This is a genomic window from Brevibacterium sp. H602, from assembly GCF_051172395.1.
GTDB lineage: Bacteria > Actinomycetota > Actinomycetes > Actinomycetales > Brevibacteriaceae > Brevibacterium.
This window is the reverse complement of the sequence record NZ_JBPIZD010000005.1, coordinates 94,281-115,452: the sequence shown is the minus strand read 5'-3', so window position 1 is coordinate 115,452 and position 21,172 is coordinate 94,281. Positions and strand designations below refer to the sequence as shown.

The window sequence follows — 21,172 nt, the reverse complement described above, 5'->3', positions numbered from 1 at the left end:
ATGGGAGTTCGGGGTGCTGTTTCAGTAGGATGGAGAGGTGAATCACGATTCGTCCCTGGTCAACAGGCTCACTGACCGCCTCATCGCTGGAGAGCTGCGCCCAGGTGAGCGGCTGTCCGAAACCGCGCTGGCGAAGGAATTCGATGTTTCGCGCAATACTCTGCGTGAGGCGTTCCGGGTCCTCGGGGAGCAGGGCCTGGTCACGCATATCCCGCACCGAGGCGTCTCAGTGGCGTCACCGAGCACCGCCGATGTCGTCGACATCTACCGGGTGCGCCATCATGTCGAGTGCTCGGTGCTCGAGCACGCCCCGCGCAATCACCCGAACGCGGTGAGGATGGAGGCGGCCGTCGAGGCTGCCGAGAAGTTCGCAGCCGAAGAGAACTGGCTGGAAGTCGGCACGGCGAACATGGGGTTCCACAATGCAGTCGTCTCGCTGTCGGACAGCAGGCGGTTGATGCGCTCGTTTGCCAATGTGCTCGCCGAGCTGCGCCTGGCCTTCCTCAAGGTTGAGGTCCTCGACTTCCTCCATGCGCCCTTCATTGAGCGCAACCGCGAGGTGGTCGAGATCTATCGCTCTGATGGGCCGGGGGCCGCCGCTGCTAGGCTTGCCGTCTACCTCGGGGATTCGGAGAGACAGGTTCTCGGTGCCTATGCCCGCGCCGGTCAGGACTGAATTGGGAAGCTGAGGCTCTTGAGTGCTATCGAACCGGATTCGATGACACCTCGAGCTGCGAACAGCGGTCGTTCTGAGGAGTCAGCTTGGACGTGCCTTTGAGCTTAGATGAGAAGGGGCCGTTGGAGACACCAAGGTAAGCCTGCTTACGAGTGTGCTGCCAGTAGTCTGGATCATCACTCCTTGAGCTCTTCGGAGTTGACCAGCTGGCCGATTGAAATCTGGCGGGTGGCAGAGTTGGCTCGCTAAGGTCACGACACCACCTAGCTTCGCGCGAAGACGTGTCAACCGATGTGAAGACAGACTGATCGGACAGTTAGTGCAGTTCGGGTGCCACCAAAGGTGGCACCCGAACCCGTTCTCAGATGTCGTTGAATGAAGCTTGCAACCCTCCTGGAGGGTGGATCAGGTCAGGCTGAGATGAGCCCGTGCGGATCGATGATGAACTTGTCCGAAACACCCTTATCAAAGCTTGCGTAGGCGTCTGGAGCATCGTCGAGACTGATGATCTTCGTGTTGAGCATGTCGCTGAGGTACGGCATGCGGTCCCAGAGAATGGCCATCATCAACTCGCGGTTGTAGTGCATGATCGGTGCCTGGCCGCCCGAGATTCGAGGTGACTTGATCCATGCTTTGCCGAAGTCGAGTGGGAAAGTTCCTTCCTGCTCTGCTTTCGACTCTGCAAGCGGATCGGGTCCGTACACTCCGATGATGCCAGTAGCCCCGCCAGGTCGGGTAGCGTCCATGACTTGATTGATCGCGTGCGCGGGATCCATATCTCCGGCCTCACGACCGATTCCATGTGCTTCCGAGCCGACGTAGTCCACCGCACAATCCACCATGGGCTCGCCTAGAATAGCTTCGATCTGATCGGTCAGAGGAACATCCTCGTTGAGGTCAATGGTCTCGCAGCCGTTCTGTTTCATCAGATCGAGGCGGTCCTTGTGGTAGTCGCCGACAATGATGCATGACGCTCCGAGGAGGCGAGCTGCCGCTGCCCCGCACCGGCCGACAGGTCCTGCACCGGCAATATAGACTGTCGAGCCTGGCTTGGCGCCGGCCTCCATGAGTCCGTGGAATGCAGTGGGAAGAATGTCTGATAACAGGGCCAAGTCGCGGATCTTCTCCATGGCCTGGTCCTTGTCTGGGAAGCGGAGCAGCTGAAAGTCGGCATAGGGCACAAACAGGTATTCCGCCTGTCCACCTTGCCAATTGCCGAGGTTGAACCCGTAGGCTGCGCAGGGGCCATCTGGATTCGTAGTCTCGCAGACTTCCGTCCTGCGCGCCCGGCAATTGCGACACCGGCCGCAAGCGACATTGAACGGCACCGAGACGAGATCGCCTTCCTTGAGGAAAGTGACGTCGGATCCGAGCTCAACTACCTGGCCTGTCATTTCGTGTCCCATGACCATGCCTTGGGGCGCTGGGAAGGAGCCACGGAAGATGTGGAGGTCGCTTCCGCATATATTCGTAGCGACGATTTTCAAGATGACCCCGTGCGGTGCTTTTGCTCCGTCGGGCATCTCCAGTTTTGGGAAATCGAGATTTTCGACCTGCATGTCTTGCGGATTTGCGAACACTACTGCGCGATTGCCATCAGCCATTATTCTCGCATCCTTCCATAATTTTCCCATCCAGCTTTCTGCTGGAACTTGCATGCGAAAGCGTTTATTTTTCGCCTGCTGGTTCAGCCTAGTTGAATCGCCCCAGGGACAACAGAGGCAGGGAGATGGGAGGAAGGGGATTCTCTGTTGCCAGTGAAATACACCGACGAGTTCAAGGATCGTGCCGTCGAGCGCGTCGTCCGTGCCGAGGCCGATCTGGACGTCGCAAACGGGGCAAACACGCAATACGTGGTCGTGGCCTGGTGCAACAAGACCCGACTGCACCCAGCGACAGGGTGCCGCCCGCCACTCGAGGTCCATTCGGAGTGGATCAACCAGTCCGCGACAGAACCCGCGGCTGCCAAGGAGACCAGAATAGGAGCCTCTGTGAAACCCGCGGGTTGACAGGCCTCGGTAGTAGTCGCCGACCCCCTCACCATCCTTTCAGCTGGATACCTCCTGGGTACGTGTGCCGCGCCTCCTCGCTTCGAGCGCCGCAGTCAACGTCCGGGCGTCATAGTCGCCCAACAGGCGCCGACCTTCGACAAAGAACGTTGGGGTGGCATGAGCACCGCTGGCCTCGGCACTCACGAGGTCGCGGTTGACTCGTTGCGCGACATCCTCGCTGTCCATGTCTTGGATGAAGCGATCGACGTTCAGCCCGAGCTCTTCCGCATAGGCAAGGAGATGCTCCCGCTCGAGCGCGTCCTGGTGTGTGAATACGAAATCGAGCCATCGCCAGAACTCGCCTTGGTTTGCAGCTGCTTCAGACGCTTTTGCAGCCAATGGCCCGTGTGGGTGGTGGGGAAGATGTCGCACTACGTAACGAAGATCGTCGCCGAATTGCGCGCGCAGGTCCTCCCAGGAGCCAGTGGCGTGTGCACAGTACTCGCACTCGAAGTCGATATATTCGACCAGTGTCAGCTTGGCGTCCTGCGGGCCGCGAATGTGATCGACTTCGGGATCGACCGTAGGATCGAGCACCATCGGCAGATCTGCAGTCTCCTCACCCCAGCGCTTGGCAGCGATCTTGAAAATCAACCAGCCCAGGGCAACGGCGAGCACCATGGAGACCAGGACACCCACAGTCGCCTGTCTCCCAAGATCAGTTGTCGAGCCGAAGGCAAGTCCGATGACGAGCAGAGAGACGGTGAACCCGATGCCTGAAAGCGCTGCACCGCCGAAGACGCTGCCCATTCCCACCCCTTCTGGCGGTCGGCCAAGGCCCATCCGGACAGCCAGCAGAGTGGCAAAGCCAATTCCAAGAAGCTTACCGAGTACGAGGCCGGCAATGACTCCCCAGGTTACGGAAGAGCCGAGGGAATCAGCGAGCAATCCACCTCTGAGGTCGACGCCGGCATTGGCGAGTGCGAAGATCGGCACGACAAGCAGCGCAGTGGGCCAGCGAAGGACTTCGTGCATTCTCTCGTTCACCGAGATCCCCCGTGCGAGGCCGCGGTTGACACCGCGCGCCGAGGCGGCGCTGGGCGACTGCCAGAAGTCACGGAAAAGCTGGCGGGCAGCAACTACCTCGTGGCGCTGGGTAGGGTAGGCGGGGATGAGCAGCCCGGCTATCATGCCCGCGAGTGAAGCATGAACCCCGGAAGAGACAGTGGCGAACCACAGAACAATCACAATGATCACATAAGGCCCCGTAATCCACTGTCGTGAACGGCCAAGCGCCCACAAGCCGATGAGGCAGGCTAGAGCGATCAACAATGGGACAAACTTGATCTCATCGCTGTAGACAATGCCAATGATCGATACTGCCAGGAAGTCATCGACCACTGTCAGGGTGAGGAGGAAGACACGCAACTGACCTGACAGTCGTGGACCCACTATTGCCAAAGCGCCGAGCATGAACGCTGTATCCGTTCCGACGACAGCTCCCCATCCGCCAAGTCCGCTGCCGCCGGACAAGCTGACGACAACCGCATACACGAGAGCCGGGAGAGCGACGCCTGCGACGCCAGCTATCAAAGCGAGTTGAGCACGACTTCGATCGCGCAAAGATCCGTGCGCGAACTCTTGCCGCACCTCTAGTCCGACAACAAAGAAGAAGATCACCATGAGTCCGTCGTTGATCCAGTGGTGCAGAGTCATATGCATGCCCACGGGACCGACATCGAAGCCGACCTCCTGATGCCAGAGCGCGACATAGCTTTCAGATAACGGCGAGTTCGCCCACGCAAGCGCCAATACTGTGACCAGCGCCAGAAACATCGCCGATCCGGACTCTGTTCGTAGACTGCGTACGATTTGACCGAGACCTGGCTTACGGTCAGCGAAGTTCTGCATGGAGGGAGTCTATCTGAACTTGCTGTTGTATCTTCATACCGAGGCACCCGAGGACCAGTGGTTGTTCGGTAGTCCCTGGGCCTGGCTATCATGGAGTGGGGCCCCGAAGGTGGCGAAACTCAAGATGGGCTGCGAGGAGACGATCGGCTTCTCAGGGACCGAAAGCAGTGTCGAGGCTGACACGTCCAGTCCAGACCCACATCTTGGCCTACAGCCCACGATCTCTTCGCGGGAAAGAGAACAGAAAACCGCCATCCGGATGATCCGAATGGCGGTTCTCAGTTCTCTGTGCACCCCCCGGGACTTGAACCCGGAACCCACTGATTAAGAGTCAGTTGCTCTGCCAATTGAGCTAGAGGTGCGTGCCGCGCATGCCGCGCAACGAGAATTAATATTACTCAGGTGTCGGCCGATCATGCAAACCGAGATCGGCCCATATTCAATTTTGTGATGAAGGTCGCAAGCCCCAGGTCAGAGTCCCTTTCCGTGGGGCTGCGAACCCCAAAGGATCCCTACAGGTACATCCCGGAACTCGACTGTTCGGCCGGTTCGGAGATCGCGTGGACGTCGCGTTCGCGCAACAGCACATACGCGCGTCCCTCGAGCTCCACCTCGGCGAGTTCCTCGGGATCGTAGAGGACGGTGTCGCCGAGGTTGGCCTGCCTCACATGCGGGCCCGCTGCCACGACCTTGCCCCACACGAGGCGTCTGCCCATGCTGGCGGTGGCGGGAATGACGATGCCCGCCGAGGATTTGCGTTCCCCGGCTTCCGCGCTGGGTTCGAGCAGGATCCGGTCATGGAGCATCCGGATCGGTAGTGCGGCATCAGCCACGCTTGCGACCGGAGAGTCCGACGATGAGGGCGGCCACACCGAGGACGGCACCGGCACCGAGTGCGATGATCTCGGGCTTGGGGGAGCCGTCTTCCTCGACGACCTCGGACTTCGCCTTGTTGACTGCCCGCGTCGCCAGCACCTTCGGGTGGATGCGGCCGACGAGCTCGTCGATGTTCTCGGCGATGCGCTCCTCGCGCAGTCGGATCGACTCCGCGAGCTGCGCGGTTGTCGCCTGGTCGACGGTCACATCTGAGGTGTAGACGTTGTCAGTCATCGGGTCGAGTCCTCCCGGTCGAGAATGCTTTGCTGCGTCTGTGACCTTGTGCCACAGTGCTTCGCTGTCCAGCTTAGCGGCTGGGCACTGTGAGTGTCAGATATCGGCCGCGGTTCGACGGAATCTTACGATCTCGACGCTCGCGTCCGCAGGCATGGTCGGGTAGTGCCCGCGGAGATTGGCGAAATACCGCTCCAATCCACTCGGGCGGGTGAGGTCGAGATCCTCAGGTCGCAGTTCGTCGAGTCGCTTCACCATCACCGAGGCGACTTCCACGGGGAGCGTGCCATGCGCGGTGTTCTCGAAGTACGCCAGAGCCGGACCCGTGCGGTGGCCTTCGTTCCACCGCACCGTCAGTGTCTTCGTCCCGTCCGCGACGGCCTCGAAGTATCTAGCGTGGAACCTCAGCAGCCGTTTGGGATCAGAATCCGGATGTCGGTAGGAGTGGGGGAGCAGGGCGGGGATCGGGGCGATCGACGTCTGGCCAGTGGTGTTGTCGGGTACGACGACGAGCGCGTCGGGATGGAGGTCGAGGATGACCTGACGGCAGCGTCCGCACGGGGCCAGCACACCGCGGTTCCGGTCGCCGACCGTAGCGATCGTGACCAGTGGTCCGGCGTTCGCTGCCGCGGCGGCACCGATCACGACGAGTTCCGCGCAGGGTCCGCCGGTGAAGTGAAAGACGTTGACGCCGGTGTAGATGCGACCGGAGGTGTCCATCGCGGCAGCGGCAACGCTGTGGTTGTCATCGCTGCCGAGTCCGCTAACGAGCTGCTCGGCAGCGGCGATGACTCGCAGTTCGGAGTCGAATAGGTCCACGCGGCCTCATTCCTGTTTTCCGCGTCGTCCCATGAGGTAGATGATGAACCCGACCGCGGCCATACCGGAGGCGGCGAGGACGAAGATGGGCCAGGAGCTGACGATCGTGGAGATAATGGATTCGCCGAACGAGGTCGCCGGATTCTGATTGGCTCGCGGAGACGGCTGATCGCCACCTGTGATGAGGTCAGTATCGTCTTTGGGCGTCTGCTCATCGGGGTTGCGAGGCACGGGATCCGAATAGTCGGGGCGTTCTGCGCCCTCGTCATCTCCGGGCAGAAATTCGTCACCTGCGTTGCCGGGAATGGTTTCGCGTTCGTCGTCGGGGGATCCGTTGCCGGTCGCCGGGTCGGGGGTTGTGCCGTCGGCGTCGGAGGTGCCGACCGATGAGCCGGAACCGTTGTCGTCCGAATCCTTCTCGTCGTCCTTGCCGGAACCCGAGTCCGATCCCGAGCCGTCGGAGTCGCTGCTGCGAGAGCCGTCGGAACCTGAACCGGTGTCGGCGTCAGAATCACGGCCGTCGGAGTCCTTGTTGCCAGACATATTCGCACGGTCCTTCGACCCCGAATCCGAAGAGTTGCCGCCATCGGTCGAGGTAGAACTGTCGTCAGAGGCGTCGCTGTCCGAAGACGACCCGTCCTTGTCGGCTTCACTGCCGCTCGCTGAGCCGTCGTCGGAGGTGACCCCGCCCTTGCTGGCTGCCTTGCCGCCGCTCGCGTCGCTGTCGGCGGTGGCGCTGTCGGAAGAGGTTGCGCCATCGTCAGAAGCGGAGGAATCGTTGTCGGTCGTCCCGTTATCAGCACCGGAATTCGAGTCGTCCGAAGTGGAACCGTCCGGGTCGGTGGATGCGTCTGCCCCGCCTCCGGCATCATCAGGGTACGGTTGCCCATCGGTGACGACTATCTGGTTCTCGCCGTCGACCTTTTTGATTCCAAATTTCCACTTGGGCTGCGGCCCTTTGACGTCATCGAAGTTTTCGAAGCTTACTGGCTCTTTCTCTTTATCGTCGGGGTCGACGATCTCGCCGTTTTCATTGAACATCAGGGTATTCGGGACAGAAGCTTGTGCGGTCGCTTCGGCGACGGACTGTCCGCTGTCGTCAGTGTCCGAGCCGTTCGCGGTCGAATCCGCGGAATCGGTGTCGGACGACTGTGCCGGAATGCGCTTCATTGCCTGTTTGGGGGCTTTGAAAGGCTTTCCGACCCAGCTTTTCGGCAGGGTTCCGGGCTTATTGTCGTTCGGCTTGACCGAAAGCTCGTGGCCGATCATCTTCCAATCGGCGGTGAGTGCACCGTCGATCGCGCACGGTTTGGCCGAGGTCCACTTTGGATCCGCGCAGGCCTTGTCACCTTCTTCATCAGGACCGGGATCCGGATCAGAGTTGTCGTCGGCGTCGACCTCGATGATTCCGTTATCGGCACCGCTCGAATCCGCGTCGGCACCGTCTGTGCCGTCTGCCGTCGACCCTCCATCATCGCCGGCAGATGAATCGGCTCCGGCGGAAGCGCCGGCCTCGGCGCTCGCACTGGCTTCGGCCGTGGGACTGGGACTCGGTTGGGCGAATGCAGGAGTGAATGTCGCCGAGATCGGTAGTGCTGCCAGGGCAAGCGCGGAGCCGATTGCGGCGGCTCTGCGGCTGAACCTGTGTGAGACTGGCACTACGTTCCTTCGCGGTGGGGATTCCGACTTCATTGGGTCAAGGGGACATGACGTTCAGACACATCGGGCACCATCTTAATGTCTCGGCCAGATGTGTTAAAGCCGTAGGCGTGTTTCGCCGTGGCGCGTAATCAGCGATCCTGTGTTTCGGACTTCTTCGGATAGGCCCGAACGGTCGAATCATCGCCGAGCACCAGGGCGCTGTTGCCCTTGTCGACGACCGCAAGCAGATCGGTATCCGTCTTGAACGCCTGTTTGCCGGCGAGCAGGCACGAGGTGTTCGTGTCCATCGTGCAGGGGACGATGGTTCCGCGCGGTTCGGAGAGATGGATGTCACGACTGGAGACATCCATGAGCAGCAGGCCCGACTTCAGGTCGAAGAGGTACGGGCCGATATAGGCGCGTTCTCCGGCCTGTCCGCGCACCCAGGACTTCTCACCGACGATGTCGGTCGTTGTGGTCACGGTCGAGAGGATCGACCCGTCCTCAAGGGAGTGGACGACGAGCTGAATCCTGTGTCCCGAGTTCGTCGAGGCACCCTGTTCGCCCCACAGTGTGATCGCCTTGCCGTGGCCGGCCGAAATCCAGTCGATGATCTTCAGTTCGTCGCCAGGGCTTTCGAGATCGATGCTGCGTTCGTCGCCGGACTTGATGTTCTTCGCCGTGACCGGACCATTCCAGTCCGAACTGAAGAGCTCATCGTCGTCGATGGCCATCGGTGTCGAACCCGCCTGCGGGGTGGGGACGTTCTCCAGGCCATCGGCACTGAAGGTCGAGAGCTTGTTGCCCGATTTGATGAGCACGCTCTTGCCGGCCGAGGTGATGCGGGCCTTCTCCGGCAGCTGGTAGCTCTTCGGCTCCGACTCGCCGTCGAAGAGTGCCTCGGCGGTGTCGCCCGCCTGCCACAGCAGAGCCGGGCGCCCGTCGATGACGGTGTCGACGGCGAAGGTCGGGGACTGATCGATCTTCGTCTTGTACCGAGTCTTGCCGGTGTCGGCGTCGAGGACTTCGAGGCGGCCGTCGTTGACGAGGAGCACGCCGCGATCGGAGGCTGTCACCGAGGCGCGCTTGGGCACCTCGGCTTCCCACGTGGGGGAATTGTCGTAGCTGGGGACAATGTCCTGAGTCTTGTCGACGGAGAGCTCGGAGGCGGGGTTGACCTGCTGCTCCGAACCGATCGTCTGCGGGGTGTCGGGGGAGTCGACGGGGACGATATTGGGAACGACGAATGCGCCGATCATGAGGATCGCCAGACCGATGAGCACGAGCCCGGGAACGGTGATCTTCTTCAGCCGCTGCGGGCGGTTGCGAGCCGATCGTCTGCGCACCGGTGTCTTCTTCACCGTCGGCGCGGCCGGTGTGGCTGGTCCGGAGAACGGCGTACCCATCGGGTAGGCCTCGCCGTTCGAGCCTGATGAGTCGTCTTGGGCTGCGAAGCCGTTCTGTCCGCTGGCGGTCCGGCCGTTCGCGTTCTCGCTGTCTGTGCTCTGGTCGGCGTTCTCCGAATCTCCGGTCGGCTCAGCCGACCCATCCGGGGACGGAGCGTTCGACGATTCGTCCGCGACCTCCTCGGCGCCGGTGTCATATGTGGGAACCGCCCCGACTCGGCCATTCTCATCGATGCCGATCTCGGTCGTCTTCGTGCCGTCGTCGATCGTCACGGTCAGGGGAGTCGCGGTCTCCTTGGCATAGTCGCCGAGGTAGGAGATGGCCTGTCCGGTGTCCGAATAGCGACTCGTCGCCCCGTTGAGGGTGGTGTAGGTGAACCCGTCATCGGAGACGGAGATCAACGCACGAGGCATGTACAGGGTTCCTTGACAGCTATCGAGGGCAGGGCCGAGTCAATACTAATGAATGTCGAGGGTCGCTCCTACCAGTTTTCCGAAACCGTTATAGATCGCTACTGAATCGTTGCATGTAATGAGATCTGCGTCTCATCGGGAAACGTGGGCGGTTCTGGTTTGCCCGGGTCAAGCGGGTGCGGTTAAGATGTATCTTGCTGTCTGCGCCTGATGGTGCAGCGCATGTGGTGGGTATAGCTCAGCTGGTAGAGCGCCGCGTTGTGGTCGCGGATGTCGCGGGTTCAAGTCCCGTTACTCACCCCGATCGGGAAGCCCCGTGATCTGTGCAGATGGATCACGGGGCTTCTCTCATGTCCGCCGTGTGCCCATGTTTTGCCCACACCCGCCCGACCCCGATCGTCGACAGCCTGCTTTCTCTCGATCGTCGATAATGGGGCCATGACCATCGACTGCTCCCTGACGGTCGTCGGCAGCATCAACGCCGATATCACCGCCACCACTTCCCGACTTCCCGCCGCCGGCGAGACCGTGGGAGGAGGCAGACTGTCCCGTTCTCCCGGCGGTAAGGGGGCGAACCAGGCCGCCGCTGCCGCCCGCCTCGGTGCGCGGACCCGCATGATCGGTGCGGTCGGCACCGACTCCGACGGCCGTGCGATGCTCGACGCCCTTCGCTCTGCCGGCGTCCTAACCGATGACATCGCCGAGGCGACCGCCGAGACCGGGACCGCGCTCATCATGGTCGACGCCCACGGTGAGAATCAGATCGCCGTCTGCGAAGGAGCGAATGCCGAGGTCAGCCTCGACGGAATCGAATTCGGTGCCGACGAGGCCGTGCTCACCCAACTCGAGATCTCCCTCGACCTCATTGTCGAGCTCGCCGACCGCGTGCCCGGGTTCCTCGCCGTCAATGCGGCTCCCGCCCTTTCGCTGCCCGCCGAGGTGGTCGACCGTGCCGACCTCATCATCGTCAACGAATACGAGTACTCCCAGCTGCCGCAGCTGCAGACCGCGCAACTCGTGGCCGTCACCTACGGGGCGGAAGGGTCGGCGCTGCTGCGGAGAGGTGAGCAGATCGCCTTCGCCGAGGCGGTCCCCGCGAACCCCGTGAGCACAGTCGGTGCCGGAGACGCCTACTGCGCGGCGCTGACCATCGGCCTGACCAGCGGACTCGAACCGGAGCTCGCACTGAGGGCGGCCAACGCCGTGGGTGCGGCGGCCGTGGAAGTCGCCTCGGCGCAGCCGGAGTTCGACCCGTTCGAGACGTACCTGCCTACACTCGACTGACCTGGCAGACTGGCCCCAGGCCGCCCATATCTGCCGCAGCCACTTGAGGCTCGTCGTCGCCACCGGAGGTTCGCGCCATCGGTGGTCCACGTCCACCCGAGGAGGATCATTGACGAACACCCCCGACCCGTCCCTGTTCACCGGGCTGAGTGCCTTTCCGCTGACCCCGTTGAAAGATGATTCCCTCGACGAGGATGCCTTCGTCGGACTCATCGAACGCCTCGTCCTCGCCGGAGTCGACTCCATCACGGCGCTCGGATCGACCGGTTCGTACGCCTACCTCGACACCGACGAACGTGCCCGGGTGGCGCAGCTGAGCGTCGAATCCTCCCTCGACATCCCCGTCTTCATCGGAGTCGGGGCACTGCGGACGAGAGACGTTCTGGCCAATGTCGCCTCCGCCGAAGCCGCCGGAGCGCAGGGACTGCTGTTGGCACCGGTGAGCTATCAGCCGCTGACCGAGGACGAAGTGTTCGCACTCTTCCGCACGGTCACCGAGTCCACCGACCTGCCCGTCGTCGTCTACGACAACCCCGGTACCACGCACTTCACGTTCACCACAGAGCTCTACTCGCGTCTGGCCGCACTCGAGGGTGTGGCCTCGATCAAGATCCCCGGAGCACCTGCCTCGCCTGCCGGATGGGACGAACGCATCGGCGAGATCCGTGCCGCCATCGGCAGCGAGGTGACGATCGGCATCTCCGGCGATGCCCATGGTGCCGAGGGCCTCATCGCCCGCTGTGATGCCTGGTACACGGCGGTCGGCGGCACCATCCCTGAGCCGATGCTCGAGATCACGCGGGCCGCGGAACTCGGCAATGAGCAGCTCGCCCGCGAACTCTCGGCCGAGCTGCAGCCGCTGTGGGATCTGTTCACCGAGTTCGGCGGAAGCCTGCGCGTGACCGCTGCCATCGCCGAACATCTCGGGCTCGTGGGTGCAGACAGCCTGCCCCTGCCGGTCCGCGATCTCAATGCCGCGGCGAAGCGCAAGGTCGCCGAGGTGGCCGAGAGCCTCGACTTCGCCTGAGCTCACCCCTGCCTCCCACTCCGACACCCCGCCGTTCACTCCGAACTGCACCGGTTCGGGGTGAACGAGTTCACCATCCGTCCATCTGCGGTTCGGAAGCGGTCCATTCCGGGTGCCTATGAATAGGTGTTTGCGGGTTCAGTCGGCCCGCGACACCCAATCGATCCCGGAGAACCGATGACGATCCCACTGTCCGCGAAGACGCTCACGGCCTCGGCGGCCGCCCTCCTGTTGGCCACCGGTTTCACAGTCGGCGGCACGGCACCAGGCACGAGCACCGCTCACGCCGCAGAAGTGGACGATCCGATCAGCTCCTCGGCTTCGGACGCACAGATCGAGATGGGCTTCCTCGGATCCCACGAGACCGGACAGTTCGACGAATCCGCCGCCGAGATCACCGCCGTCCACGGCGATACCGTCTTCACCGTCAATGCGCAGGCGGCCACCGTCGACGTCATCGACGCCTCAGACCCGACGAACCCGCAGAAGGTCTCCGAGATCACCGGCACCGGGGTGGCGAATTCGATCTCCATCCGCGAAGACGGCCTCGGCGTCATCGCCCTCGAGGACGAGGACAAGACGCAGCCGGGCACCGTGATGTTCTTCGACGCGAACAACCCCGAGGCGGACATCCTCGGCGAGGTTCCCGTCGGGTCCCTGCCCGACATGGTCACCGTCACCCCGGACGGCGCCCACGCCCTGGTCGCGAACGAGGGCGAACCGGCCGATGATTTCTCGACCGATCCCGAAGGGTCGGTGTCCGTCATCGACCTCCCCACCGAGGTGGCCGCGCCGTCGGACTCGGACGTGCACACTGCGGACTTCCACGAGTTCGAGGATGGCGGAGCGAAGACCCTGCCCGAGGATGTGCGGATCTTCGGACCGACACCCGAAGAGGACCTGCCGATCTCGCGCAATCTCGAACCCGAGTACATCACCGTCGCCGGTGACAAGGCCTACGCGACCCTGCAGGAGGCCAACGCGATCGCGGTCGTCGACATCGCCTCGGCGTCTGTCGAGGAGATCCTCCCGTTGGGTCTCAAAGATCATGGCCAGGCCGGCAACGGACTCGATGCGTCGGACCGGGATCCCGAGGATGCTCCGACCGTGAACATCACGGAATACGAGGGACTCAAGGGCGCCTATATGCCCGATACGATCTCGACGTTCACCTCCGGCGGCACCGACTACCTCGTGACCGCGAACGAAGGCGACTCCCGCGAATGGGGTGACTTCGTCGATGCGGCCAGGGTCAAGGACCTCGGCGAGGACGGCCTCGCGCCGGTCTGCGAGACCTCGCCGCTGGCGGACAAGCTCGGCGACGAGGACCTCGGACGGCTGAACATCATCACCGATCTGGGTCTGAACGACGCCGGAGACTGCTATGAGGATCTCGTGGCCTTCGGCGCACGTTCGTTCTCCGTGTGGACGACCGACGGGAAGCTCGTCGCCGATTCCGGGGACGAGTTCGAGAAGCTGACCGCCGAGGCGGTGCCCGAGTTCTTCAACTCCAACCATTCTGAGTCGAATCTCGAAGGGCGCAGCGATGACAAGGGCCCCGAGCCCGAGGCGCTGACCATCGGTCAGGTGGGGGAGACGACCTACGCGTTCGTCGGCTTCGAACGCATCGGCGGAATCGCGGCCTTCGACCTCAGCGACCCGGGCGCCCCGAAGTTCGTGACCTACTCCAACAATCGGGACTTCTCGGTCTCCGTCGAAGACGAGATCGAGGACGCCGCTGATCCTTCTGCGCTGCTCTCGAGCGCTGGAGACCTGGGACCCGAGGGCATCACCTTCCTCGGTGCCGATGAGTCACCGACGGGTGAGGCTGCGCTCGTCGTCGGCAATGAGGTCTCGGGAACGACGAGCCTCTACTCCGTGGCCGATCTCGCGAACGGCGGAGACGACGGCGATGAAAACGCCGGTGCCGATGGTGCGGGTGGCGATGAGGATGCCGGCACTGATCAGGACGCCGGTGCCGACGACAACGCGGGTGCCGACGACAACGCGAACGAGGATGCTCAGGCCGACGCAGCCGGCAGCGAATCCGACTCCGAGGCCGGTGCGAACGACACTGCTGAGGCCGATGCGGGCAGCGAATCAGATTCGGGCAGCGATTCGGGAACCGGCGCCGGAAGCGACCCGGCAGCCAACTCGAACGCAGGCTCCAGCGCCGATCCTGATGCAGCTTCGGACTCAAGCGCCTCCGAGGCGGGCTCGAGCGCAGACGGCTCCGAAGCTTCCAGCGACGCCGACGGCGACCCGCTGCCGCGCACCGGTGCCGACCTCGGTCAGTACCTCATCCTCGGCGGCATCGCTGTCGGCCTCATCGCCATCGGCACTGCCGCCTTCTTCCTCACCCGCCGCCGCAGCTGACACCCAACCACACACGACTGTCGACCGCTCACCCTATGGCGTGAGCGGTCGATTGCAACTCGAGCGGTCGGTGTGACCAGGCAGGGAAATCAGTCGATCTGGCCGATGGGCTCGCGCTTCTCGGCCTGGAATTGGTCCTCGGCGCGGCCGCGTGCCCAATAGGCGGAGATCGACAGTGACTCCCGAGGCACTTCGCGGTCCTTGAGGATCTTGCGGATCGCCTTGATCGTCTCGCGCTCGCCGTGGGCGAAGACCTGCGGAGTACCCGCACGCCACTCGAGGCCCTCAACTGCGCCAATGAGCTCCTCGTCCGAGTCCACCCATCTCACCTCGACGCCTTCCGGTGCCTCGGGCAGAATGCGATCGGCGTCGTCGGCGACATTGGCCAGGACGACACCGGTGGCTCCGGTGGGCATCGCCTCGATGGCCGAACTCACCGCGGGGATCGCGGAATGGTCGGCGATGAGCAGGTGCCAGTCGGAGTCGGCGGGGGCGTACTTTCCACCCGCGCCGGACAGGACCAGTGTGTCACCCGGTTTCGCGTTCTTTGCCCAAGGGCCGGCGATGCCGTCATCGTCGTGGATGACGAAGTCGATGCTCAGCCACTTCTCGTCCAGGTTGATCTCCCGCACCGTGTAGGTGCGGCGACTCGGCAGCTTCTCGGGGGACTGCTCGCGCAGCTCAGTCAGATCGTAGGGTGGGACGAGCTCATGTGCCGGATCGGCGAAGAGGAGCTTGACGTACTTGTCGGTCGCATCGTTCGAATCGATGTTGTCGAAGGTGTCCCCGCCGAGGCGGATCCGCATCAGGTGCGGACTGAGTTCGGTCGTCTCGAGCACGGTGAGAACAGCCTGCTGGCGGACGGGTCGTGCGGTACGTTCGGGGGTGTTGGGTGCGGTCGTCACAGGCGGCCTTTCTCAAACGGGGTGCCCCTGGAAGCTCACGATCGGCTCCGGAGAGCGGAGCCGCCTCGGCGCAGGGGTTCAGTAAGGCTCACCTTATCAAACCATCACCGTAGGCCGACCGCCCCGTCAGTTGGAGCGGTCGGCCATCTCCCGGCGACGGTCGTCGCGGATGCGTTTGAGTCCCTTGACCGATTTGAGCGAATCGAGGATCTGCACGCCCGGAAGCGCGGAGTTCGGTCCCTTGCACTGCATCAAGTCGTCGGGGTCGAGCAGGACCACGCGGATCCCATCGTCCTTCATGCGTGATAGGGCCTCGGTGAGCATGCTCCGGGCGACGGAGTTGATCTCGTTGACGCGGCGCAGGTCGAGGACGAAGGTGTTCGTGGTGGAACCGGGTTCGTCCATCGTGCGCAGGACGTTCTCCGAACCGCTCCACTGGATGAGTCCCTGCAGGCTGCAGATGCGGACCATCTTGCCCTCCGAGTCGACGAAGCGACGGTCACGGCGGATGATCGAGCGGGCCGGTTCCGGAGCATCCATGATATGCAGGCTCAACCGATCTGAGAGCTCCTGGAAGATCTTCGCTCCGCGGACGCTCGTGCCGTGCCTGTCCAGTCGTGGAGAGAACGTGGCGATGCCGACCTGACCGGGCATGACGCCGAAGACACCGCCGGACACTCCGCTCTTGGCGGGGATCCCGATCTCTGTCATCCAGTCGCCGGCCGCGTCGTACATGCCGCAGGTCATCATGACTGCGAGCACCTGCCGGTTGACCCTGGGGGAGAGCACCTGTTCGCCGGTCAGCGGGTTGACGCCGCCGCCGGCCAGAGTCGAGGCCATGATGGCGAGATCTTTGACGGTGACGGTGATCGCGCACTGTTCGATATAGCCGCGGACCACGTCGTCGGGATCGTCGTAGAAGATGTCGTAGGACCGGAGCATGTTCGCGATGGCGACGTTGCGGTAGGCCTCTCGCCATTCGCCGTCGGCCACCGATTCGTCGATCGCCAACTCACGGCCGGCGAAGCGGGAGAGCCCGGCGCGCGCGATCTCCGTGCGTTCGGCCAAGCTTGCACCGGGATCGCCGAGGATGGAGTGGATGGTCATCGCCCCGGCGTTGATCATCGGGTTGAGCGGTCGGCCCGACTTCTTGTCCAGGGAGAGTTCGTTGAACTTCTCACCGCTGGGTTCGACGCCGACCATATCGAGGACTCCGGCCAGGCCCTCCTGCTCGAGGACGAGGCCGTAGATGAAGGGTTTCGACATCGACTGGATCGAGAACTCATAGTCGGCATCACCGGAGGTGTACTCGACGCCGTCGAGGGTGGAGATGCAGATCGCGAGCTTCTCCGGATCCGCTGAGGCAAGGCCCGGGATGTAGTCAGCATTCTCCCCGGACCGGTCCGGTCGGAATCGTTCGAGCGTCTCATCGAGGAAATCCGGGATAGGCGATCGCATGGCACCTCCTGCTGCAGTCGTGGTCGGTGGGCACAGCGTAGTTTGACGCAGACTGCCATTCTCACACACTCCTCCGCCGGTTGCCGTTCGTCGGCAGCAGAGCCACCGGTTCGGCCGATCCGGGCTCGGCGCGGCGCGGCCCCTGCACTGACCGCGGCGATTCCCAGACGAGGTTGTTCCAGGTCTGGCACCGAATGTGCGGCTCCTGTGACGGGCCCCGGCCATAGTGTGAAGTCATGACCCGCCCCAAGCTGCTCCTCGTCATCGGCATCGCGTCCACCGCGGTCGCCGTCGTCGTCATCGGCGTGATCGTGACGGCGCTGGTGCTGCGATATACGGCTCCACACCCTGAGACCACAAGCCTGCCCGAACACGCGCTGACTCCACTGGAGACCATCACCGAGGTGGACCCGCACAAGGACGGCGCTGTGCAGATCCGCCAAAGGCTGATCTTCGAGGCCCCACCCGAGGACGGAGCAACCGTGGGGCTGTGGATCAGCGATGCGGGCTTGGGTCGCAATCCGCAAACCGAGAACAGACTGGCGATGATGCCGAAGGTGTCTTCGCTGAGCGCAGTCGAACTGAGCACGGCAGCCGGTTCGACTCGAACCTCGCCGAAGACGCTCGGGCAGTTGGACATCGCCGTCGATGAAGAGAGTCGGCAGGGCTTCGACCGGCCGGCGGTGCACTTCACGCTCAGTCCGCAGAATTCTCAAGGCGCGGCCGTGGGGTGGAGCGAAGGTCGTCATGTCGTCGAGCTCGAATATTCCCTCGACGAAGTGTTCCTGACCGTGTCCGGCGAAGAATTCTTCGCAGTGCCCCTGCCGGCGATCGGCAATGGGCACCACACAGTGAAGACGCACACTCTGGAGACCGACACCGACGGGCCGGTGTACTGTCCGGCCGAGAACGTCGACTTCGATCTTGGTGACGGCTGTGACGCTGAAGCATTCTCGAGATTCGATGACAGCGGTGCGATCAGCAGCGGCGACGCTGCCGGAGACGGAACCCGCGTGGTCTGGCGGGAGTCCCTGACTGACAGCCATGAAATCATCGCCTTCAACCCGCCCGCAGGAATGACGGCATCCCCGATCCCCGCGCATGAGAGGCAGTGACGAGCGAGATGAAACAGAGATGTGGACGCCGCCGTGCGTCCTCCATCACGGCAGCGCTCGCCGTGACTGCGACGATGACGGCTGTGATTGCAACGCCAGGCGGAGTAGACGCAGCGCCGAACCCGCTGCGGGACAAGACGGCGGTGCACACAGTCAGCATCGCCGCCGACGGCAGCTACTCGGTGCGAATGGATACGAAACTCGACCTGGCGCTGGAGACGACATGGGGATTCGGCGGTGACATCCATGATGGTTTCCGCTTGCCCGTCACCGAGGCTCTGCTGCCGCCGTACCTGCGGGTGCACTATTCGAATCCGCAGGGAACCATCGATTCGGATCCCGCGGAGGCGACCATTGAGACAGAGGTGCATTCCGTCGATATCGGCTTCTCCACGGATAGACTCACTGCGGGATCTCACCGAGGAGTCCTTGACTACGAGGTTGCCGGGGCAGCGGTGCCGGCCTCAGACGTGAACGGCGACCAGGACGACGGCGTCGTCGTATACGTCCGTCCCCTGGACCGCGGAGACCTCGCCATCGAGTCCGCGGCACCGATCACCGCGGTCGACTGTGAGGTCTTCGCTCCGCACGGCAAGTCCTGTGGCGAGAAGAGGGGAGATGGGTGGGCAGTCTCGAGTGAGGAGCTGCTGCGCGACTCTGCCGTCATCGACGCAGTACGGATCACGATCGACGCCGATCCGAAAGGCATGCCGGCCCCGGGCATCGATTCCTGAGTCCGGATTGTCTGCACGGTCGCATATCTGATCCTGCCGGCCGCACCGCCGGCCACACAGCTGCGCATGCTGAACACGGCCGAACAGAGATCGAGCCCCTGCCGCAGTCGGCAGGGGCTCGATCGGGTGAAACAGCAGATCAGCGGTTTCCGGCAGGTCCGTTGCCGCTGTCGAAACCATTGTCGTCACGATTATCTCCGCGGACATCATTCTCACGAACTTCATCGCTGCGGCCTGCACCGCCGGACTGCTCGTCGCGGCGATCAGCACCACCGGTCTGACGGTCATTGCCGATGGCGTTGTCGGCGGCGTCCCGGGCCTTCTTGATCTTGTCCGAGTGCTTGCCTCCGGTCAGGGAGTCGGCGACACCGGCGGCCTTGTCGAGGACAGAGTCGGTGACCTTCTCTGCTTTGTCCGAGTTGAGCTTGTCCTTGACCTTGGGATCATTGGCGAGGTTCTTGGCCTTGTCGAGGAATTTGTCGAATGCCATGGCAGGGTCCTTCTCAGTTGGTCGAATGCTCTGTCGATGCTGATCGTGGGGATGAACAGGGACGCTTCGAATCCTAGTGCGGCAGTCTGTGACGGAACTGGCAAGCGCCTGGTGCGGATTCGCTGGTCACCGAGCTCGTTCACACCTGCGATCGGCGCGGGTGCCCCTCAGACCGGCGACGGTGCTGGGCATTGCGGACGGTGAGGATGAGCGCGGCGAGTACGGCCGAGAGCAGAGAAGCACTGAGTACGGCGACCTTCGCCACATCGTGTTCGACCGAACCGGCGGTGAAGCTGAGCTCGGCGACGAGGAGCGAGACGGTGAAGCCGATGCCGGCAAGCAGCCCGATGCCGGTGAGATCGGCCCATCGCAGATCCGGATTCAACCCACCGTTGAACCGGGTGACCAACCAGGTGGAGAGGAGGATGCCGACAGGCTTGCCCACGATCAGCGCCGTCACGATCCCGTAGGTCAGCGGGTGGGAAAACGCCGAGGCCAGACCGGGGGTTCCGCCGATATCGACGCCGGCGGCGAAGAACGCGAAGACCGGGACGGCGAAACCGGCCGACAGCGGTCGAAGTCGGTGTTCGAGCGCCTCGGCGAGGTCGCTTCCGGACCTGCCGTCGGCGGAAGGATCGATGTCTCTCGAAGTGCGGTAGTCGGCATCGGTTGTGCGTTTCGAGCCACGACCGACGACTGCAGGGATCGTGAAGCCCAGCAGCACTCCGGCGATGGTCGCGTGGACGCCGGAGGCGTGCATGAACGCCCAGGCGGTGAGTCCGAGGGGGAGGAGGATGACCCACGCGGCCCAGGCACGGTCGACGAAGAAGCGACGGAAACGGCTCGCGATGAGCCCGTAGACGATGACGATTCCGAGCGCCGCGGCGAGGGGGAGAACAGCGATGGATTCGGTATAGAAGATCGCGATGATGGCGATCGCCAGCAGGTCGTCGACCGCGGCCAGGGTCAGCAGGAAGAGGCGCAGCGCCTTCGGCAGGTGGGAGCCGACGATCGCGAGGACGGCGACGGCGAAGGCGATGTCGGTAGCCGTGGGGATGGCCCAGCCGCGCAGCAGCTCCGGGCGGGTGAGCAGAAACGCCGCGCAGATGAGGGCGGGGACGAGGACTCCGCCGGCGGCCGCGGTGATCGGGACGACGGCGGTGCGGAGCCGACGCAGATCACCGCGGGTGAATTCCGCCTTGAGCTCGATGCCCACGAGGAAGAAGAAGACTGCGAGCAGTCCGTCGGCGGCCCATTGCCCGATGCTCAGCCGCAGATGCCACGGTTCGTAACCGAACTCGATATCGCGGAGTGCGAAGTATCCGGCCGACGCCGGTGAGTTCGCCCAGATCAGAGCGGCAGCTGCGGCGATGAGGAGCAGCGCACCGCCGACGGTGTCGCTGCGGAGCGCCTGGCATAAGCGCTGTCCCAAAGGGGTCGGTGAGGCTGATGGCAAAGCGATTGCAGAAGTGGTGGTCACAGTGATCCTGTTCGTAGTCGGCAGAGAATATGGCTCGGCCCGAAGAGCGGATGTGCAGACAGAGCTCAGTTCGTCGACGCTGAGCGTACGTACGTGTTTCGAGCGGACGTCGTCGGCTCGGACGATGAGATCTGTCGGAGAATCACACCAGGGGTCGGAGCGGAAGATCTCCGCGCCCGAACGGCTGTGTGCCCGACTGCATCTCGCCCCACGAAGTGATGTAGCCGTTGGTGCCCGAGTGCGGAAGAACCCACACTTTCGGGCGGAAAGCGACATCCGGGGCTGACTGTGACATTGCGGACAGTCTACCTCAGCGGATCGCGCAGCTGCCTGAC

Annotated in this window: 18 protein-coding genes and 2 tRNA genes; 7 read left to right on the top strand and 13 right to left on the bottom strand. The window is 63.3% G+C overall.

Annotated elements, in window-relative coordinates:
* Positions 1 to 37: 37 nt before the first annotated feature.
* Positions 38 to 676 (top strand): GntR family transcriptional regulator, encoded by a 639-nt coding sequence (locus ACSBQT_RS05555; protein WP_167197760.1) that lies wholly within the window; start codon positions 38 to 40, stop codon positions 674 to 676.
* A gap of 410 nt (positions 677 to 1,086) precedes the next feature.
* On the opposite strand, the gene ACSBQT_RS05550 is transcribed toward ACSBQT_RS05555, so the two are convergent.
* The 8 genes from ACSBQT_RS05550 to ACSBQT_RS05515 all read right to left on the bottom strand — a co-directional run bounded on the left by ACSBQT_RS05550 (position 1,087) and on the right by ACSBQT_RS05515 (position 9,968).
* A complete protein-coding gene (locus ACSBQT_RS05550; RefSeq protein ID WP_435001091.1) occupies positions 1,087 to 2,280 on the bottom strand; it encodes an alcohol dehydrogenase catalytic domain-containing protein in 1,194 nt (397 codons plus the stop codon).
* Positions 2,281 to 2,724: 444 nt separating this feature from the next.
* On the bottom strand, positions 2,725 to 4,578 hold the full coding sequence (nhaA, locus tag ACSBQT_RS05545; protein ID WP_410711107.1) for a Na+/H+ antiporter NhaA: 1,854 nt from the start codon (positions 4,576 to 4,578) through the stop codon (positions 2,725 to 2,727).
* A gap of 289 nt (positions 4,579 to 4,867) precedes the next feature.
* Positions 4,868 to 4,940, bottom strand: a tRNA-Lys gene (locus ACSBQT_RS05540).
* Between the two features lie 150 nt (positions 4,941 to 5,090).
* On the bottom strand, positions 5,091 to 5,411 hold the full coding sequence (locus ACSBQT_RS05535; RefSeq protein ID WP_039209700.1) for a GroES family chaperonin: 321 nt from the start codon (positions 5,409 to 5,411) through the stop codon (positions 5,091 to 5,093).
* A complete protein-coding gene (locus ACSBQT_RS05530) occupies positions 5,404 to 5,688 on the bottom strand; it encodes a DUF3618 domain-containing protein (RefSeq protein ID WP_062862037.1) in 285 nt (94 codons plus the stop codon). Before ACSBQT_RS05530 ends, ACSBQT_RS05535 begins: the two co-directional genes overlap by 8 nt.
* Before the next feature lie 96 nt (positions 5,689 to 5,784).
* Positions 5,785 to 6,507 carry an ASCH domain-containing protein gene (locus ACSBQT_RS05525; RefSeq protein ID WP_410711108.1) on the bottom strand — a complete coding sequence of 241 codons (723 nt, stop codon included), beginning with the start codon at positions 6,505 to 6,507 and terminating at the stop codon, positions 5,785 to 5,787.
* A 6-nt stretch (positions 6,508 to 6,513) separates the two neighbouring features.
* Complete coding sequence (locus ACSBQT_RS05520; RefSeq protein ID WP_435001063.1) at positions 6,514 to 8,166, bottom strand: hypothetical protein; 1,653 nt, start codon at positions 8,164 to 8,166, stop codon at positions 6,514 to 6,516.
* 131 nt (positions 8,167 to 8,297) lie between these two features.
* The gene (locus ACSBQT_RS05515) at positions 8,298 to 9,968 is read right to left on the bottom strand and encodes a hypothetical protein (protein ID WP_410711110.1); all 1,671 of its coding nucleotides are present in this window, start codon (positions 9,966 to 9,968) and stop codon (positions 8,298 to 8,300) included.
* Between the two features lie 227 nt (positions 9,969 to 10,195).
* Here ACSBQT_RS05515 and ACSBQT_RS05510 point away from each other — a divergent pair.
* The 4 genes from ACSBQT_RS05510 to ACSBQT_RS05495 all read left to right on the top strand — a co-directional run bounded on the left by ACSBQT_RS05510 (position 10,196) and on the right by ACSBQT_RS05495 (position 14,655).
* A tRNA-His gene (locus tag ACSBQT_RS05510) sits at positions 10,196 to 10,268 on the top strand.
* A gap of 138 nt (positions 10,269 to 10,406) precedes the next feature.
* A complete protein-coding gene (locus tag ACSBQT_RS05505) occupies positions 10,407 to 11,252 on the top strand; it encodes a PfkB family carbohydrate kinase (protein WP_410711111.1) in 846 nt (281 codons plus the stop codon).
* 109 nt (positions 11,253 to 11,361) lie between these two features.
* Positions 11,362 to 12,279 (top strand): dihydrodipicolinate synthase family protein, encoded by a 918-nt coding sequence (locus ACSBQT_RS05500; protein WP_410711112.1) that lies wholly within the window; start codon positions 11,362 to 11,364, stop codon positions 12,277 to 12,279.
* A 177-nt stretch (positions 12,280 to 12,456) separates the two neighbouring features.
* The gene (locus ACSBQT_RS05495) at positions 12,457 to 14,655 is read left to right on the top strand and encodes a choice-of-anchor I family protein (RefSeq protein ID WP_410711113.1); all 2,199 of its coding nucleotides are present in this window, start codon (positions 12,457 to 12,459) and stop codon (positions 14,653 to 14,655) included.
* 89 nt (positions 14,656 to 14,744) lie between these two features.
* Here the strand turns inward: ACSBQT_RS05495 and ACSBQT_RS05490 are convergent, their stop codons facing one another.
* Both ACSBQT_RS05490 and ACSBQT_RS05485 read right to left on the bottom strand, forming a co-directional pair.
* Complete coding sequence (locus tag ACSBQT_RS05490; RefSeq protein WP_410711114.1) at positions 14,745 to 15,560, bottom strand: siderophore-interacting protein; 816 nt, start codon at positions 15,558 to 15,560, stop codon at positions 14,745 to 14,747.
* 126 nt (positions 15,561 to 15,686) lie between these two features.
* Positions 15,687 to 17,018, bottom strand: coding sequence for a glutaminase (locus tag ACSBQT_RS05485; protein WP_410711115.1), 1,332 nt, complete (start codon positions 17,016 to 17,018; stop codon positions 15,687 to 15,689).
* Positions 17,019 to 17,254: 236 nt separating this feature from the next.
* Here ACSBQT_RS05485 and ACSBQT_RS05480 point away from each other — a divergent pair, with 236 nt between their 5' ends.
* On the top strand, positions 17,255 to 18,133 hold the full coding sequence (locus ACSBQT_RS05480; protein WP_435001062.1) for a hypothetical protein: 879 nt from the start codon (positions 17,255 to 17,257) through the stop codon (positions 18,131 to 18,133).
* An 83-nt stretch (positions 18,134 to 18,216) separates the two neighbouring features.
* A complete protein-coding gene (locus ACSBQT_RS05475; protein WP_435001061.1) occupies positions 18,217 to 18,867 on the top strand; it encodes a hypothetical protein in 651 nt (216 codons plus the stop codon).
* A 139-nt stretch (positions 18,868 to 19,006) separates the two neighbouring features.
* Here ACSBQT_RS05475 and ACSBQT_RS05470 read toward each other — a convergent pair whose 3' ends face one another.
* The 3 genes from ACSBQT_RS05470 to ACSBQT_RS05460 form a co-directional block, all read right to left on the bottom strand.
* Entirely contained in the window at positions 19,007 to 19,357 is a 351-nt protein-coding gene (locus tag ACSBQT_RS05470; protein ID WP_435001060.1) for an antitoxin, read from the bottom strand.
* A 139-nt stretch (positions 19,358 to 19,496) separates the two neighbouring features.
* Positions 19,497 to 20,837, bottom strand: coding sequence for a Na+/H+ antiporter NhaA (gene nhaA / locus ACSBQT_RS05465; protein ID WP_410711119.1), 1,341 nt, complete (start codon positions 20,835 to 20,837; stop codon positions 19,497 to 19,499).
* Between the two features lie 142 nt (positions 20,838 to 20,979).
* Complete coding sequence (locus tag ACSBQT_RS05460) at positions 20,980 to 21,132, bottom strand: hypothetical protein (protein WP_410711120.1); 153 nt, start codon at positions 21,130 to 21,132, stop codon at positions 20,980 to 20,982.
* Between the last annotated feature and the right edge of the window lie 40 nt (positions 21,133 to 21,172).